The sequence below is a fragment of the Azospira sp. MPR-E4 genome (genome assembly GCF_058809645.1).
On the sequence record NZ_JBXAST010000012.1, the window covers coordinates 56,819 to 71,716 of the forward strand.

The following is a 14,898-nucleotide window of genomic DNA, read 5'->3' on the forward strand; positions in this document are numbered from 1 at the left end:
GCTGGGTTGCGGTCAGGCGTTGGTGGTCGACAGGACTTCATCCAGGGAAGTAACTCCCTGCTTGACCTTCAACAGCCCCGATTGCCGGAGATCCTTTACGCCTTCACGTTTGGCCTGGACGGCAATGTCCATGGAGTTGCCGTTGGCCATGATGATCCTCTGAATTTCCTCGGAAACCGGCATGACCTGGTAAATACCGACCCGGCCCTTGAAACCGCCTCCCTTGCAGCGCTCGCATCCGGAGGGATTGGGGCCGTACAGGGTCCAGGAACCATCGAGCTCCTCTTCCGAAAAGCCAGCGTTCAACAGGGTCTCGGTAGGTACGTGCAGAGGCACTTTGCAGGTGCAGAGTCTTCTTGCCAGCCGCTGGGCAGTGATCAGGATGACGGACGAGGCAATGTTGAAAGTGGGGACGCCCATATTTTTCAGGCGCTCCAGTGTCGTCGGGGCATCGTTGGTGTGCAGGGTGGATAGCACCATGTGGCCGGTCTGGGCCGCCTTGATTGCGATTTCGGCAGTGTCCAGGTCGCGGATTTCACCCACCATGATGATGTCCGGATCCTGCCGCAGGAAGGACTTGAGGGCGGCGGAAAAGGTCAGGCCCGCTTTGTCATTGACGTTTACCTGGTTGATGCCGGCCAGGTTGATTTCTGCCGGGTCTTCCGCGGTGGAGATGTTGATGCCAGGCTTGTTCAGGATGTTGAGGCAGGTGTACAAGGATACGGTTTTGCCGGAACCCGTCGGGCCCGTCACCAGGACCATGCCGTAGGGGCGGTGAATGGCATGGAGCAGAGCTTCCTTTTGCTCGGCTTCGTAACCCAGGGCTTCAATCCCCAGAGTGGCCGAGGTCGGGTCGAGAATCCGCATGACGATCTTTTCGCCATGCAACGTCGGCAATGTGCTGACCCGGAAATCGATGGCCCTGTTCTTGGACAGCACCAGCTTCATCCGGCCATCCTGTGGTACGCGTTTTTCCGAAATGTCCAGACGGGAAATTACCTTGATACGGGAGGCTACCTTTTCCTTGATGGCCAGAGGGGGGGTCGCTACTTCCCGTAGTTCGCCGTCGATGCGATAGCGAATGCGATAGAACTTCTCGTAGGGTTCGAAATGAATGTCGGAAGCACCATCATTGATGGCGTCCATCAGAATTTTCTGGATGAATTTGACGACAGGGGCGTCATCCACCTCAACCGAGGCTGCATCATCGGCCTTGGCTTGGGCTTCCTCATCGGCGAACTCAAGATTGAGGTCCTCGTTTGCGAAATTCTTGAGTGTGTCCTCCGGGGATTCGGCGTGCTTGACGACCAACGGTGCTAGTTTGGGCTCCTCGACCACCACCGGATCTACGGCCAGTCCGGTCTGAAAGCGGATTTCGTCAAGCGCCCGAAGGTTGGTTGGGTCGGAGATGGCGATCGCTAGGCGATTGCCTCGCTTGTTGAGGGGAATGACCCGATGGGCTGCGATCAGCTTGCGATCAATGGCGGTTGCCGGGATATGGGATTCATCGAATGCCGAGAGGTCCAATACCGGGTAACCAAACGTTTCCCCTGCAAAAACCGCAATGTCCCGTGCGTCAGCCCGCTTGCCGGCGATCACCTGCTCAATGAATGTCGTGCCCTTTTCGCTGGCTTGGGCCATGAAGGCTTCGGCTTCGGCCTCTTTGAGGCGTCCAGCCTGGACCATGGCGCGCGCAAGACCACTTAGGGGAACCTGAAAAGTAGCTGCCATGACTCCTGCATCTGCGTGGGTTGGACTGAAGTGGGGCGGTAGCTATGCCGTCGTTATCGGGCTGATGATGCCCGCCGCGGGTCTTTTTGTAAAGTTGTGACGGATCAGTTGCTTGGGTGGCAAAGTCGAAGTGTTTTCACACTTTTACACTCGGCAACGCAATTGCTTGGTTGCCGGTATGCGCCCATCGCCTGCCAGTACCCCCAAGGGGGGCGTCTAGCTGAGGAGGGTGCGATGCCTCGCCGGCCGAGGCAGTGCCCGGCCATTGCAGCTGCGTCAGAGGCGGTTCAGCAGCACTTCCACCACGAAGCGGCTGCCCACATAGGCCATCAGGAGCACCAGGAAGCCGGCCATGGTCCAGCGCAGGGCCGTGCGGCCACGCCAGCCATAGGCATGGCGGCCGGCAAGGAGGGCGGCGAAAATGCCCCAGGAGATGAAGGCGAAGACCGTCTTGTGGTCCAGCGCCATGGCCTTGCCGAAGAGTGCTTCGGAGAACAGTACGCCGGAACCGAGGGCGGCAGTCAGCAGGATGAAGCCGACGATGATCATGCGGAACAGCAGGGCTTCCATGGTCATCAAAGGCGGCAGGCTGGTCAGGCTCTTGGTGAGAGAGCGCTGATGCAGCTTGCGTTCGGCGAACCCCATGAAGACTGCGTGCAGGGCCGACAGGGTGAACAGGCTGTAAGCCAGCATGGCTGCCATGAAATGCAGCTTGAAGCCGACCGAATCGGCATGGGGCAGGACGTGAGCCGAGGGGAAGAGGGGCGGCAGGATGGCGCAGGCGGCGGCCAGCGGCAACACCATGGGCTGCAGGCCTTCCATGCGGGCCTTGAAGCTTTCCATCCAGTAGATGAAGACGGCCAGCCACAACATCAGGGAGAGGGCGAAGCTGAAGGAGAAGCGCATTTCTCCCGTGCCGAAGAGGCCGTCGTAAAGGCCGATGCCCTGGATCAGCATGGTGCCGAGAATGGCCCAGCGCTCCCAGGGTTGCATCGGCGCCGTGACCATGGGCTTGTCAGTTTCCGCCCAGCGGGTGCGCCAGAAATGGAAACCCAGCAGGGCATAAAGGGCGCTGGCCAGGTAGTGGGGCAGGAAGTGCAGTAAAATGGACGGCATTCCCGCAGTTTACACCAAGCAACCTCTTAAGCTCACCTCCTGCCCATGCTCGATAATCTGACTCAACGCCTCGCCGGTGTCATGAAGACCCTCCGGGGTGAAGCCCGTCTGACGGAATCCAATATTTCCGACGCCCTGCGCGAGGTCCGCCTCGCCTTGCTGGAGGCGGACGTGGCGCTGCCGGTGATCAAGGACTTCATTGCCGCCGTGAAGGAGAAGGCCCTTGGCGAGGAGGTCATTGGCTCCCTGACCCCGGGCCAGGCCCTGATCGGTGTGGTGCACAAGGAAATGACCCAGTTGATGGGCGGTGCCAATGCCGCCCTCAATCTGGCGACCCAGCCGCCCGCCGTCATCCTCATGGCCGGTTTGCAAGGTGCCGGCAAGACCACGACGGTGGGCAAGCTGGCCAAGCTGCTCAAGGAAACCCAGAAGAAGAAGGTGCTGGTGGTTTCCTGCGACGTCTATCGCCCTGCCGCCATCGAGCAGTTGAAAACGGTGGCGGCCCAGGCCGGTGTGGATTTCTTCCCCTCCAGCACCGAGGAAAAGCCGGAAGCCATCGCTCTGGCCGCCATCGACTGGGCCCGCAAGCATTACCACGACGTGTTGCTGGTCGATACGGCCGGCCGCTTGGCCATCGACGAAGCCATGATGGCCGAGATCAAGCAGCTGCATGCGGCGATCAAGCCGGTGGAAACCCTGTTCGTGGTCGACGCCATGCTGGGCCAGGATGCGGTCAATACCGCCCGCTCCTTCAATGAGGCCCTGCCCCTGACCGGTGTGGTGCTGACCAAGCTGGATGGTGACGCCCGGGGCGGTGCCGCCCTCTCTGTGCGCCATGTGACCGGCAAACCGGTCAAGTTCGTCGGCGTCGGCGAGAAGCTGAGCGGCCTGGAGGCCTTCCACCCCGAGCGCATGGCGTCCCGGGTGTTGGGCATGGGCGACATCCTTTCCCTGGTGGAAGAGGCGCGCAAGGGGGTCGATGAGGAAAAGGCCCTGGCCATGGCCAAGAAGCTCAAGTCGGGCAAGGGCTTCGATCTCAACGATTTCAAGGACCAGATCGCCCAGATGCGCAACATGGGGGGCATGGCGGCCCTGATGGACAAGTTGCCGGCCCAGTTCGCCCAGGCCGCCGGCCAGCTGCAGGGCGGTGCGGAAGACAAGGCGGTGCGCCGCATTGAGGGCATCATCAATTCCATGACGCCGGCGGAGCGGGCCAAGCCGGAGCTGATCAAGGCCAGCCGCAAGCGCCGCATCGCGACCGGTGCCGGGGTGCAGGTGCAGGAAGTCAATCGCCTCCTCAATCAGTTCGAGCAGACCCAGAAGATGATGAAGTCCTTCGCCAAGGGCGGCCTGTCCAAGCTGATGCGGGGCATGAAGGGCATGATGCCGGGCATGCGCTGATCTTTCGCATCCCTTGCGGCAATAAAAAAGCCCCGTGTGCCGGGGCTTTTTTTTATTGGAATTGCCTGCTTGACCGGCCCTGGGTGTTTGCCGCCAATCCGCTCCTGTTGCGGGGTGAAAGTTACCATGGCTGAGAGGCAGTAAGGGCGGCCTTCTCCGGCATGGAACAGCTGGCATGCCCGTCCCTGCAGCCTTCTGGGCTAATGCTATTTATGGCCGCCAGCAGCGCGAACCCATTCCCTTCGGAGAGGGCGGTTCGCTCTCTCGGAGACGGCAAATCAGATACGTGGTTCTCTTCTCGATTGCCGTTGGTGCGCCCTAATGCAGGGCCACCTGCTCGTTGTAGAGCCAGCGCCCATGCCAGGCGCCCTTCACCAGGTTGGGGTACTCGGGCTGGCCCAGGCTGCCGTTGTAGCGGCCCAGGGCCCGGTACAGGTCGCCCCGCTCGATGTCCAGGTAATGGCGCAGGATGGTGCAGCCATAACGAAGATTGGTGCGGAGGTTGAAGAGGTTGTGGCTGGGATCGCCGATCAGCTTGACCCAGAAGGGCATCACCTGCATCAGCCCCCGGGCGCCGGCTGAAGAGACGGCATATTTCTTGAAGCCGCTCTCCACCTGGATCAGGCCCAGCACCAACTGGGGGTCGAGCCCGGCCCGGGTGGCTTCGTAGTGCACCGAGCGCAGGAGCTCGAGGCGGCCTTCCTGATTTGGGATGCGCTTTTCCAGCCGGTGGGACATTTCCGTCAGCCAGTTGGCCGCCGCAATCGGGTCTTTGAATGAACTCTGGGGCGGCTTCTGGTCGGCGACCGACTTGGACAAGGCTGCCTGGACGCTGGCCGACAGGGGCTCATACTTCTGAGCCCCTGCCTGCGCCGCCAGGGGCAGGCACAGGCAGCCGGACAGCAGCAGTGCCTTTAGGCGGCGCACAGCTTCCCTTGCAGCAGGGCAACGATGCCGGCGGCGTCCACCATCTGGGCTTCCGCATCGCGGCGGCCCTTGTACTCCAGCTTGCCTTCGGCCAGGCCCCGTTCGCCCACGACGATGCGGTGGGGGATGCCGATCAGTTCCATGTCGGCAAACATGGAGCCGGGGCGCTCGTTGCGGTCGTCCAGCAGCACGTCGATGCCGGCGGCCTTGAGGTCGGCCAGGAGCTGGTCGGCAGCCGCCTTGACGGCCTCGCTCTTGTGGTAGCCCATGGGCACGATGGCCACTTCGAAGGGGGCGATGGCGGCCGGGAAGACGATGCCCTTGTCGTCGTTGCCCTGCTCGATGGCGGCGCCGACGATGCGGGAGACGCCGATGCCGTAGCAGCCCATCTCCATGATCTGTTCTTTGCCGTTTTCGTCCAGGTACTTGCAGTTGAGGGCTTCGGAGTAACGGGTGCGCAACTGGAAGATGTGGCCCACTTCGATGCCGCGGCACAGGCCCAGCTGGCCCTTGCCATCCGGGGAGGGGTCGCCTTCGACGACGTTGCGAATGTCCGCCACCTGGCCCGGTTCGGGCAGGTCGCGGCCGAAATTGACGCCGGTGAGGTGATGCTCGGCCTCGTTGGCGCCGCAGATGAAATCCGCCATGGCCGCCACCGTGCGGTCAGCAATCACGGGGATGTCCGCCTTGATGCCCACCGGGCCGATGTAGCCGGGCTTGCAGCCGAGGGCGGCGACGATTTCGTCGTCCTTGGCGAAGCGGAATTCGCCGATGATCTTTTCGGCCTTGATCTCGTTCAATTCATGGTCGCCGCGCAGCAGCAGCAGGGCAAAGCCACCTTCGGTGCGCATCACTGCCACGGCCTTGACCGTCTGCTCAGCGCTGGCGCCAAGGAAGGCGGCCACATCGGCGCACTGGGTCTTGCCCGGGGTGGCGACCTTGGTCATGGCTTGGCTGGCCGCAGCGCGGGCAGCGGCAGGGGCCAGGGCTTCGGCCAGTTCCACGTTGGCGGCGTAGTCGGAGTCCGGGCAGAAGGCGATGGCGTCTTCGCCGGAGTCGGCCAGCACATGGAATTCATGGGAGCCGGTGCCGCCGATGGAGCCGGTGTCCGCGGCCACGGCGCGGAACTGCAGGCCCAGGCGGGTGAAGATACGACAGTAGGTGTCGTACATGTGCTTGTATTCCCGCTCCAGGTCGGCGAAGGAGGTGTGGAAGGAGTAGCCGTCCTTCATCAGGAATTCGCGGCCGCGCATGACGCCGAAACGGGGGCGGATCTCGTCGCGGAACTTGCTCTGCACCTGATAGAAATGGACGGGCAGCTGGCGGTAGCTCTTGATTTCCTTGCGCACCACGTCGGTGATCACTTCCTCATGGGTGGGGCCGATGACGAAGTCCCGCTGGTGACGATCCTTGAAGCGCAGCAGTTCCGGTCCGTACTTTTCCCAGCGGCCGGTTTCCTGCCACAACTCGGCGGGCACCACGGCCGGCATCAGCAGTTCAATGGCGCCGGCACGATCCATTTCTTCACGCACCACCTTTTCCACCTTGCGCAGTATCTTCAGGCCCAGGGGCATCCAGGTATAAATGCCGCCTGCCAGGCGCTTGATGAGGCCAGCACGAAGCATCAGCTTGTGGCTGATCACTTCCGCGTCGGAGGGGGCTTCCTTGAGGGTGGAAATGAAAAATTGGGAGGTACGCATGGGATTGAATCTTTTGACGGGCTAAAAATCTAATTCTACAAGACGACGGACCGTCATGGGATGCCGGGTATTGGCTTGTTTCCGGCCGATGGCCTTCCTTTCCAAGTATGTGGAATTGTGAAAGAATGCTTTCAACCCAATATTTGATGCAGGTTTTCCATGCTCGACCGTGAAGGCTATCGCCCGAACGTCGGCATCATTCTTTGTAACGCAAAAAACGAGGTTTTCTGGGGCAAGCGTATTCGTGAGCATTCCTGGCAGTTCCCCCAAGGTGGCATCAAGCGCGGCGAAACGCCGGAGCAGGCCATGTTCAGGGAGTTGCACGAGGAGGTCGGGTTAAAGCCCGAACACGTGCGCATCCTCGGTCGAACCAAGGATTGGCTGCGTTATGACGTGCCGACGCAATGGATCAAGCGCGAATGGCGTGGCAGCTACAAGGGGCAGAAACAGATCTGGTTTCTGTTGCGCCTTGTGGGTCGCGACAGCGATGTGTGCCTCCGGGCAACCAGTCACCCTGAATTTGATGCGTGGCGCTGGAACGATTACTGGATTCCGTTGGATGCGGTGATCGAGTTCAAGCGTGGCGTTTATCAGCAGGCGCTGAACGAACTGGTCCGTTATATTGACGCCGATCGCGGGCGGGCTCCCGGCCGCATTCGGCGCCCGCTGGAGATTGGGAATTAGGTTTTCTTTGGTTTCGCAGGTGTGGTCCGTCGTCCTCTAGTCAAGGAGATAGCAATGGTCGCGAAAGCCGAGTACAAGCCGCTTCCCATCGGTCGATTATCTGGTGAGGCCGGGTATTGTCGCCCGTCCTATTTTGCCCCTCAACCAGTCACGGCGGATTCCCCCGCTCTAGAGGTGATGACTGACTTCAAGTTGGTTGCAGCGGCTACCATTGATTCTGAGACCCATGTTGATATTGCTAACCACGCCATGATTGCGAGGGGGGTGCGTTCGCTATTGGTCGTTGATGCGTCGGGTATGGTTGTTGGGGTGGTTACTGCAGCGGATATCCTAGGGGAGCGCCCAATGCAAGTAGTGCTGAATCGAGGAGTGAGGCACCAAGACTTGCGTGTTTGCGACATCATGACGCCTCAGAGCCAAATTGAGGTGTTGCAGATGCGAGATGTCTTGAAAAGTGAGGTTGGGAACATTGTGGAAACTCTCAAGTGCTCCGGTAGGCAGCATGCGTTAGTGGTGGAGTCCGATGTTGTGTCTGACCGTCAGTTGGTGCGTGGCATCTTTTCTGCGTCTCAGGTGGCTCGTCAACTGGGGGTGCCGTTTCATGCCCAGGAAGTAGCTAGTACCTTTGCCCAGATAGAGACAGCGATGATGGAGGGTGTCATTTGTTAAGTCGTGCGTTTCGATTGCTAGCCCCCATTCTTTTCTTGATGGGATCGGGGGTTTGCTGGGCACAAGTGCCTGAAACATTGATTCCGAAACAATATGTTCCTGTCTTGGACGATGATTTTGAAAAGCGCCCCTGGCAGGAAATTGAGGCCCAGTTTCCCCCTCCCCCCCAAGAAATGTATCTTTTGCCGTTTTACGTTAGTGCCGTCAATTCAAACTCTTTCCGCATAGATTCATCTTCGTTGTCAGTGGGTTCTGATGGGGTCATTCGGTATGTATTGGTTGTCGAGACGTCAGGTGGCGCTCGAAATGTGAGTTTTGAGGGGCTTCGGTGCTCAACGGCGGAGCGTCGATTGTATGCGGTGGGGCGCTCCGATGGGGCATGGATAAAGGCTCGTGCTAGCGCATGGTCGCGCGTCTCTGGTGGGTCTGTAAATGCACACCATGCTGCTTTGTTTCGGGATTATTTCTGCCCTGGCGGTGTTCCCCTTCGCAATGCAGAGGAAGGTGTGGCGGCTCTTAGGCTGGGGCGCCATCCGGATACTCCCCGCTAGTTGCTTGTTTTGGGCTGCAGAATGAGCATTGATCGCTTGATTGTCGAGTTTGATAAGGCGCTTCGCGCAGTATTTGCCCCGGCGCCGACTCGCCGTTCTGTGCCAGGATCTGATGTGCCCTTGCCTGAATTGTCTCCGGAGGAGAAGCGTCATGCTGCGGCGCTGATGCGGGTCAATCACTGTGGTGAAATATGCGCCCAGGCCTTGTATCAGGGGCAGGCACTGACATCGAAGGATGTGGTGATCAAGCGGGCGCTGGAGCATGCGGCTTGGGAAGAGACGGAGCACCTTGCGTGGACCGAAAGGCGAATTCAGGAGTTGGGCGGGCGTAAAAGCTTTTTGAATCCGTTGTGGTATGCGGGGTCGCTGGCGCTGGGGGTTGTGGCGGGAAAGGCCGGTGATTCCTGGAATCTTGGGTTTCTGGCTGAAACGGAACGCCAGGTCGAACGCCATCTCGATAGCCATTTACTGCGCTTGCCCTTGGCTGATCAGCGTTCAAGAAGCATTCTGAACCAGATGAAATTTGATGAGATGAGCCATGCGCAGACGGCTGTTAGTCTCGGAGGAGTGGACTTGCCCGGTCCAGTCAGGTTCGCGATGAAGTTGTCGTCAAAAGTCATGACGGGGGTTGCCTACTATCTATGAGGTATGCCCCAGGCCCGGTAGGCCTGGGGCAAGCATTCTATGCTTCGACCACTTCCAGTTCGTGCGTGATGGCGGCTGTTTTGCCCAACATGATTGAGGCGGAGCAGTACTTCTCCTTGGATAGTTCGATAGCCCGTTCCACTGCGGCTAGCTTGAGATTTTTCCCGGTGATCTTGAAGGCGAAATGAATTTTCGTGAAGACTTTGGGGTCTGTGGCGGCGCGCTCGGCATGGAGCGTTACTTCGCAGTCGCTAACTTCATGACGTCCTTTTTTCAGGATCAGGACAACATCAAAGGCAGTGCATCCTCCTGTGCCTGCCAGCAATAGCTCCATCGGGCGGGGAGCCAGGTTGCGACCTCCAGCTTCCGGGGCGCCGTCCATCATCACAGTATGGTTGCTGCCTGTTTCCGCCAGAAAAGCCATTCCATCAACCCATTTAACTTTGCATTCCACGATGAGACCCCTCCATTTATTGGAAGGGCGCATTCTAAGGGCTCTATCAGATGGCCGGGAGTGGTGCGTATTGTTGCGCCGCACAAATGCAAGGGGTGTTGGCGTGCTTCTGAGGTGGTTGTGAAATTACGAATTGGTGAATCAATTTCTGATAAATCGCATTTGCTCATTTAAAACATTGTGTTGTGTTTCATACATAAACATTATCGACAAATTAAAAAAATACTGGTGCATCGCACAAAAAATTACTTGATTTCGACCTTGCCTTTAGTGATAATTAGCTCAACTTAAGTGTGAGTTGTGCGTAGGTTTTGGTGCGGCTCATACTTGCAGTTTGTCTCCTCCACCCTCCTCCTTTGGTGTGGATTTAGCGCGACTCCTTGGAGTCGCGCTTTTTTTGTTGGCGCTGGATTGTGTTGTCTGCCAAGAAGGCATTGACACGGGGTGTTCTGCCCCCATATAATCCGCGGCTTTCTGTGATTAGGCTAAGGACGGCCCAGATGAAAACTTTTTCCGCTAAACCCCATGAGGTGAAGCGCGAGTGGTATGTGGTGGACGCCACAGACAAGGTGCTCGGCCGCCTCGCCACTGAAATCGCTCGCCGGCTGCGTGGTAAGCACAAGGCAATTTATACCCCTCACGTTGATACCGGCGACTTCATCGTCGTGACCAATGTTGAGAAGCTTCGTGTCACCGGTAACAAGGCCGAGGACAAGAAGTATTACCGGCATAGCGGTTATCCCGGTGGTATCTATGAAACTAACTTCACCAAGCTGCAGCAGCGTTTCCCTGCTCGTGTGCTGGAAAAGGCTGTTAAGGGCATGCTGCCCAAGGGCCCGCTCGGCTACGCCATGCTGAAGAAGATGAAGTGCTACGCTGGTGCTGAACACCCCCATAGCGCTCAGCAGCCCAAAACCCTGGATATCTAAGGTACTGTCATGGCTGAAAACTATTTTTATGGCACCGGTCGCCGCAAGAGCGCTGTTGCTCGCGTCTTCATGAAGCGCGGTTCCGGCAACATCGTTGTTAATGGCAAGCCGGTTGACCAATTCTTCTCTCGTGAAACCGGCCGCATGATCGTGCGTCAGCCCCTGGAGTTGGTTGAGCAGGTCGCTGGCTTCGATATCAAGGTCAATGTTACTGGCGGTGGCGAATCTGGTCAGGCCGGTGCCGTTCGTCATGGCATCACCCGTGCGTTGATTGCTTATGATGCTGCCCTGAAATCTGCTCTGTCTAAGGCTGGGTTCGTGACTCGTGATGCCCGCGAAGTTGAGCGTAAGAAGGTCGGTTTCCACAAGGCTCGTCGCCGCAAGCAGTTCTCCAAGCGTTAATCAACGCTGTGAAAAAGAGCCGCCTCTTGGGCGGCTTTTTTTTTGCTTGATCCGGGCTTGTTGGTAAAGATTGGGGCGTTTAAGATGGCTCGACGCTGTCCAGCGTGTTGGTTCAAGGGATTGCCGCTGGATTTGTCTTCATCCACCGCGGTGCGCGGTGATAATCCGTTGGTTGGGAACCCATGGCCGTGTTGGCGACATCATTGATTCGTAAGCGTCTGCGGCAGCGGTTTGGGATAAGTGCGCCCAAAGTGGCTGTTCGTACTCATGTTTCCTGGTACTGGCGGCTTCTGTTGGTTGTGGCGGTGCTATCCTTGTCTTTGGCTGCTGCGGCCTGGGTGTATGACGTGGGGCGGCGCTTCGCGGGATTTCATAGCCGGGAGTCCGATCGGGAGATATCGTCTCTGCGGACTCGAACTGAGGCTCTGGAGACTGAGTTGGCTGTGCTGCGTCAGTCCTCGGCGGCGGGGGAAAGCAGTGTTCAGATTGAGCGTTCCGCGAAAGAGCGCCTTCTGCGCCAGGTTGCTCAGCTTGAGCAGGAAAATGCCAGTCTGAAAGAGGATTTGGCTTTCTTTGAAAGCATTGTGCCAGGGGTTGGGGCGTCAGAGGATGGTTTGAAGATTAGCCGGTTGAGGGTGGAGCCAGAAGGCGAAGAGGGGCGCTATCGATACCGGCTATTGATTGCGATGGAGTCGGGGGCTCGTTCCAAGGAGTTCCGAGGGCTTCTCCAGTTCCACCTCAAAGTGCAGCAGGCGGGCAAAGATGTTATGATGATTCTTCCCGCCGAGGGGGACTCGGCGGCGGGGAAGTTCCGTTTGGAAATCAAGCGGTTCCTTCGGACTGAAGGTTATTTTTCTATCCCCAAAGGTACTGTTCTTAAGGGGGTAGAGGCGCGTCTGGTGCAGGACGGTTCCGTGCGTGCCAAGCAGTCCCTGTCGCTTTGATACCTAAGTGAGGAGGCTCCATGTTTGGTGGCAAGAAGAATGGTGCTAGCAAGCCCCAGAACCGTATTGATAGTCTTATTGGTGCTGGTACTCGCTTGGAAGGTAATGTTCAGTTCAGTGGTGGCCTGCGCATTGATGGTGAAATAAAGGGAAACGTCGAGGCTGCCCAAGATCAGCCGTCGACCCTAGTTGTTAGTGAGCATGCGCGTATTGAAGGGGTGATAAATGTTGCGCACGTGGTGATCAATGGGACAGTGATTGGTCCGGTGCATGCAACCGAAACCCTTGAACTTCAGCCGTGTGCCAAGGTCACAGGTGACGTGGAGTACAACAGCCTGGAGATGCAGCAAGGTGCTGTGGTTCAGGGAAGGCTGATTCATCAGTCTAATGCGAAGACTGTCGAGCTTAAATTGGCAGCTTCAAGTAACTGACGGCGGTACTAATAGGATTCAAGTTTTTAGTTTAGGAGTGCGTTATGAATGCAGTTGCTGATGGTTTGCCCTTGGTTTTTACTGATAGTGCTGCCAGCAAAGTTCGGGAGTTGATTGAAGAAGAGGGTAATGCTGAGCTCAAGCTGCGGGTTTTTGTGACCGGTGGCGGCTGCTCCGGTTTTCAGTACGGCTTCACGTTTGACGAAGTGGCAAACGAGGACGATACCGTGCTGGACAAGAATGGTGTGACCCTTCTGATCGACCCGATGAGCTTTCAGTATCTAGTCGGTGCCGAGATCGACTACTCCGAGGGGTTGGAAGGCTCCCAGTTTGTGATCAAGAATCCAAACGCCTCCTCTACCTGCGGCTGCGGTTCCTCGTTTTCCGTATAGTTCGCTTCAGTCTGTGCTCTCACAAAAGCCTCGCATCTGCGAGGCTTTTTTGTTTGGGGTGTGAGGGGTCTTACTCCTGAAAGGCAACCATGTCGCTTTGTTTCAACATTTCCAGCTGGGCCAGAAGATCCCGGGTCTTCTGACGAAACTGCAACAGTTGCGCCGTTTCAAGTGATGGTGCTCCGGGCAACTGGGCTGCTAAGGGATTGACTTGTTCGCCGCCAATCCGAAATTCATAGTGTAGGTGGGGGCCGGTTGCCCAGCCGGTGGCGCCGACGTTGCCGATATGCTCGCCCTGACTGACCCGAGAACCTTTACGCAGTTGGGGGGTGAAGCTGCTCAGGTGTCCATATGCGGTGGAGTAGCGACCTTGATGGCGGAGGATGATCAGATTCCCATATCCGCCTTGGCGTCCGATAAACTCCACGGTACCGTCCCCGGTGGCGCGTACTTTGGTCCCCGTTGGCGCGCCGTAGTCGACACCCTTGTGCGCTCGCCATTGTTGGAGAATTGGGTGGAGTCTGGCATTGGTGAATCCAGACGTGATCCGGGAGAACTCAAGTGGGGAGCGGAGGAAGGCCTTGCGTAAACTCTTGCCTTCCGGTGTGTAGTAGCTTCCCTTGATGCTGCTCTTCGGGTCTTCAAAATAAACGGCACGGAAGACTTTTCCTGCATTTACAAGTTCTGCAGCAAGAATTCGTCCGCTACGAATGCTTTGACCTTGGTGGCGGTACATTTCGTAGATCAGGGTGAAGCGGTCTCCCTTGCGCAAGTCTCTGTGGAAGTCGATATCTGCACCAAAAATCTCCGCCAACTGGTTGGCTACGGCGTCAGGAATCCCTGCATCATCCGTCGCTCCATACAGCGAGCTACGAATTTCGCCTGATTTCATTTCCAGTTGGGATTGAAGAGCCAGGGGCGCTTCTCTTGTTCTGAAGGTATTGCTGTGTCTTTCGATCAGCAAGTTCTCTGCGCGATTGTTCAGTGGGAAGCTGAGGAGTAGCAATTCTCCGGTGTCACGGGTGCTGGCCGTGACTAACTTGCCGGGGGCTAGTTGGCGAAAGATGGGGTGTGCGGCAGGGGTTTGCTTGATGTAATCCAGGGCTGATGCATCGTTGACGCCGAGTCTGTTGAGCAGGTTGGCTAGGCTGTCGCCCTTTTGTACCTTTTCTTCTCTTAGATAGGCTTGGTTGCCCAAATCCAAAGGGTGGGCGAGTGCAAGCGCAAGGTCTTCTACAACGGGATGGGGGGTAAGCTCGGTGGTGCTTAGCGAGGGGGGGGGTAGGCCAAATGCAGCCACCATGCTGAATAGGGCCAAGGCTCCAAATACGGCGGCGGCTCCCGGATGTTTTTTTAGGTGGTAGAGCGGGCTGTGGCGAGGCAATAAGGATGAGGTGTGTTGGCTGCCGGGGTGCTGGTGCATGATGCGTGTCCTGCCCTGCTATTTTAACTGCGGCAGTCTAGCATGGTGCGCATTGCTATCCCAGGGGCTGGGTCGTTGCGTAATAAGGGGTTTGCTGGAGCGGCAGCGTGTATCGACCTGTTTTTTCCAACACATGGATTTATTAGGGAAATTTTGGTTTTGTGAATAATTCTGGGTAAAAGTTTCTATTTTTGTATTGACTGGCGTTTCTTGGCCTGTATAATTCGCCTCTCTCGCTGCTTTGCGGCTGGGGAAAGTCGATAAAAAACAATAGGTTATTATCGACTTCGGAGTAAGCAAGGCTTCGTTTTCAAGGTTAATTGTTTTTGAAAATTGTTTGACGGCTTGTTTTTCTCTGTGTAGAATGCGCGTCTTTCGTTGCTACGGCGGCGCGGCAGATTGAGATAAGATCTTGATTTGCAAGCTCTTTAAAAAATAGGACAACCGATAGGTGTAGGTGCTTGGTTGGGTGTTCCGGCTTAGGTCGGACAAATGAATC

The 14,898-nt window shown here is 57.4% G+C and carries 17 protein-coding genes; 10 read left to right on the forward strand and 7 right to left on the reverse strand.

The window, feature by feature from the left end; genetic code table 11:
* Positions 1-12: 12 nt before the first annotated feature.
* Both pilB and AC1RTA_RS06010 read right to left on the reverse strand, forming a co-directional pair.
* On the reverse strand, positions 13-1,731 hold the full coding sequence (gene pilB / locus AC1RTA_RS06005; RefSeq protein WP_492784228.1) for a type IV-A pilus assembly ATPase PilB: 1,719 nt from the start codon (positions 1,729-1,731) through the stop codon (positions 13-15).
* Positions 1,732-2,007: 276 nt separating this feature from the next.
* On the reverse strand, positions 2,008-2,847 hold the full coding sequence (locus AC1RTA_RS06010) for a cytochrome C assembly family protein (protein ID WP_014236422.1): 840 nt from the start codon (positions 2,845-2,847) through the stop codon (positions 2,008-2,010).
* 45 nt (positions 2,848-2,892) lie between these two features.
* Between AC1RTA_RS06010 and ffh the strand changes: the two genes are divergently transcribed.
* Complete coding sequence (gene ffh, locus AC1RTA_RS06015) at positions 2,893-4,248, forward strand: signal recognition particle protein (RefSeq protein ID WP_152090509.1); 1,356 nt, start codon at positions 2,893-2,895, stop codon at positions 4,246-4,248.
* A gap of 318 nt (positions 4,249-4,566) precedes the next feature.
* Here the strand turns inward: ffh and AC1RTA_RS06020 are convergent, their stop codons facing one another.
* Positions 4,567-5,175: a lytic transglycosylase domain-containing protein gene (locus AC1RTA_RS06020; RefSeq protein ID WP_492784229.1), complete on the reverse strand. Its 609-nt coding sequence runs from the start codon at positions 5,173-5,175 to the stop codon at positions 4,567-4,569.
* Positions 5,163-6,875 carry a proline--tRNA ligase gene (locus AC1RTA_RS06025; protein WP_492784230.1) on the reverse strand — a complete coding sequence of 571 codons (1,713 nt, stop codon included), beginning with the start codon at positions 6,873-6,875 and terminating at the stop codon, positions 5,163-5,165. Before AC1RTA_RS06025 ends, AC1RTA_RS06020 begins: the two co-directional genes overlap by 13 nt.
* Positions 6,876-7,034: 159 nt before the next feature.
* On the opposite strand from AC1RTA_RS06025, the gene AC1RTA_RS06030 reads away from it, so the two are divergent.
* From AC1RTA_RS06030 to coq7, 4 genes are read left to right on the forward strand one after another with little or no spacing between them, the layout of a single operon-like run.
* Positions 7,035-7,559, forward strand: coding sequence for an RNA pyrophosphohydrolase (locus AC1RTA_RS06030; protein ID WP_014236426.1), 525 nt, complete (start codon positions 7,035-7,037; stop codon positions 7,557-7,559).
* A gap of 54 nt (positions 7,560-7,613) precedes the next feature.
* Positions 7,614-8,228, forward strand: coding sequence for a CBS domain-containing protein (locus AC1RTA_RS06035; RefSeq protein WP_492784231.1), 615 nt, complete (start codon positions 7,614-7,616; stop codon positions 8,226-8,228).
* Positions 8,229-8,266: 38 nt separating this feature from the next.
* Positions 8,267-8,779 (forward strand): CNP1-like family protein, encoded by a 513-nt coding sequence (locus AC1RTA_RS06040; RefSeq protein WP_492784238.1) that lies wholly within the window; start codon positions 8,267-8,269, stop codon positions 8,777-8,779.
* A 21-nt stretch (positions 8,780-8,800) separates the two neighbouring features.
* Positions 8,801-9,424, forward strand: coding sequence for a 2-polyprenyl-3-methyl-6-methoxy-1,4-benzoquinone monooxygenase (coq7, locus tag AC1RTA_RS06045; RefSeq protein WP_492784232.1), 624 nt, complete (start codon positions 8,801-8,803; stop codon positions 9,422-9,424).
* 37 nt (positions 9,425-9,461) lie between these two features.
* On the opposite strand, the gene AC1RTA_RS06050 is transcribed toward coq7, so the two are convergent.
* Positions 9,462-9,878 (reverse strand): OsmC family protein, encoded by a 417-nt coding sequence (locus tag AC1RTA_RS06050; RefSeq protein ID WP_492784233.1) that lies wholly within the window; start codon positions 9,876-9,878, stop codon positions 9,462-9,464.
* 500 nt (positions 9,879-10,378) lie between these two features.
* On the opposite strand from AC1RTA_RS06050, the gene rplM reads away from it, so the two are divergent.
* The 5 genes from rplM to erpA all read left to right on the forward strand — a co-directional run bounded on the left by rplM (position 10,379) and on the right by erpA (position 12,976).
* On the forward strand, positions 10,379-10,807 hold the full coding sequence (gene rplM / locus AC1RTA_RS06055; protein ID WP_014236431.1) for a 50S ribosomal protein L13: 429 nt from the start codon (positions 10,379-10,381) through the stop codon (positions 10,805-10,807).
* Positions 10,808-10,816: 9 nt separating this feature from the next.
* Complete coding sequence (gene rpsI / locus AC1RTA_RS06060; protein ID WP_014236432.1) at positions 10,817-11,209, forward strand: 30S ribosomal protein S9; 393 nt, start codon at positions 10,817-10,819, stop codon at positions 11,207-11,209.
* Between the two features lie 443 nt (positions 11,210-11,652).
* On the forward strand, positions 11,653-12,153 hold the full coding sequence (locus tag AC1RTA_RS06065) for a DUF6776 family protein (protein ID WP_328590245.1): 501 nt from the start codon (positions 11,653-11,655) through the stop codon (positions 12,151-12,153).
* A 20-nt stretch (positions 12,154-12,173) separates the two neighbouring features.
* A complete protein-coding gene (locus AC1RTA_RS06070; RefSeq protein WP_014236434.1) occupies positions 12,174-12,584 on the forward strand; it encodes a bactofilin family protein in 411 nt (136 codons plus the stop codon).
* Positions 12,585-12,628: 44 nt separating this feature from the next.
* Entirely contained in the window at positions 12,629-12,976 is a 348-nt protein-coding gene (gene erpA, locus AC1RTA_RS06075) for an iron-sulfur cluster insertion protein ErpA (RefSeq protein WP_014236435.1), read from the forward strand.
* Positions 12,977-13,046: 70 nt separating this feature from the next.
* Here the strand turns inward: erpA and AC1RTA_RS06080 are convergent, their stop codons facing one another.
* Both AC1RTA_RS06080 and AC1RTA_RS06085 read right to left on the reverse strand, forming a co-directional pair.
* A complete protein-coding gene (locus AC1RTA_RS06080; protein WP_492784234.1) occupies positions 13,047-14,399 on the reverse strand; it encodes a M23 family metallopeptidase in 1,353 nt (450 codons plus the stop codon).
* A 316-nt stretch (positions 14,400-14,715) separates the two neighbouring features.
* The coding region (locus AC1RTA_RS06085; RefSeq protein WP_492784235.1) for a hypothetical protein at positions 14,716-14,898 on the reverse strand (183 nt) is incomplete at its 5' end.

Coding starts and splice junctions, on each gene's coding strand:
- AC1RTA_RS06070 (WP_014236434.1), top strand. CDS start 12,174: ATGTTTGGTGGCAAGAAGAATGGTGCTAGCAAGCCCCAGAACCGTATT.
- pilB (WP_492784228.1), bottom strand. CDS start 1,731: ATGGCAGCTACTTTTCAGGTTCCCCTAAGTGGTCTTGCGCGCGCCATG.
- AC1RTA_RS06040 (WP_492784238.1), top strand. CDS start 8,267: ATGGGATCGGGGGTTTGCTGGGCACAAGTGCCTGAAACATTGATTCCG.
- AC1RTA_RS06035 (WP_492784231.1), top strand. CDS start 7,614: ATGGTCGCGAAAGCCGAGTACAAGCCGCTTCCCATCGGTCGATTATCT.
- rplM (WP_014236431.1), top strand. CDS start 10,379: ATGAAAACTTTTTCCGCTAAACCCCATGAGGTGAAGCGCGAGTGGTAT.
- coq7 (WP_492784232.1), top strand. CDS start 8,801: ATGAGCATTGATCGCTTGATTGTCGAGTTTGATAAGGCGCTTCGCGCA.
- AC1RTA_RS06080 (WP_492784234.1), bottom strand. CDS start 14,399: ATGCACCAGCACCCCGGCAGCCAACACACCTCATCCTTATTGCCTCGC.
- rpsI (WP_014236432.1), top strand. CDS start 10,817: ATGGCTGAAAACTATTTTTATGGCACCGGTCGCCGCAAGAGCGCTGTT.
- AC1RTA_RS06025 (WP_492784230.1), bottom strand. CDS start 6,875: ATGCGTACCTCCCAATTTTTCATTTCCACCCTCAAGGAAGCCCCCTCC.
- erpA (WP_014236435.1), top strand. CDS start 12,629: ATGAATGCAGTTGCTGATGGTTTGCCCTTGGTTTTTACTGATAGTGCT.
- ffh (WP_152090509.1), top strand. CDS start 2,893: ATGCTCGATAATCTGACTCAACGCCTCGCCGGTGTCATGAAGACCCTC.
- AC1RTA_RS06010 (WP_014236422.1), bottom strand. CDS start 2,847: ATGCCGTCCATTTTACTGCACTTCCTGCCCCACTACCTGGCCAGCGCC.
- AC1RTA_RS06030 (WP_014236426.1), top strand. CDS start 7,035: ATGCTCGACCGTGAAGGCTATCGCCCGAACGTCGGCATCATTCTTTGT.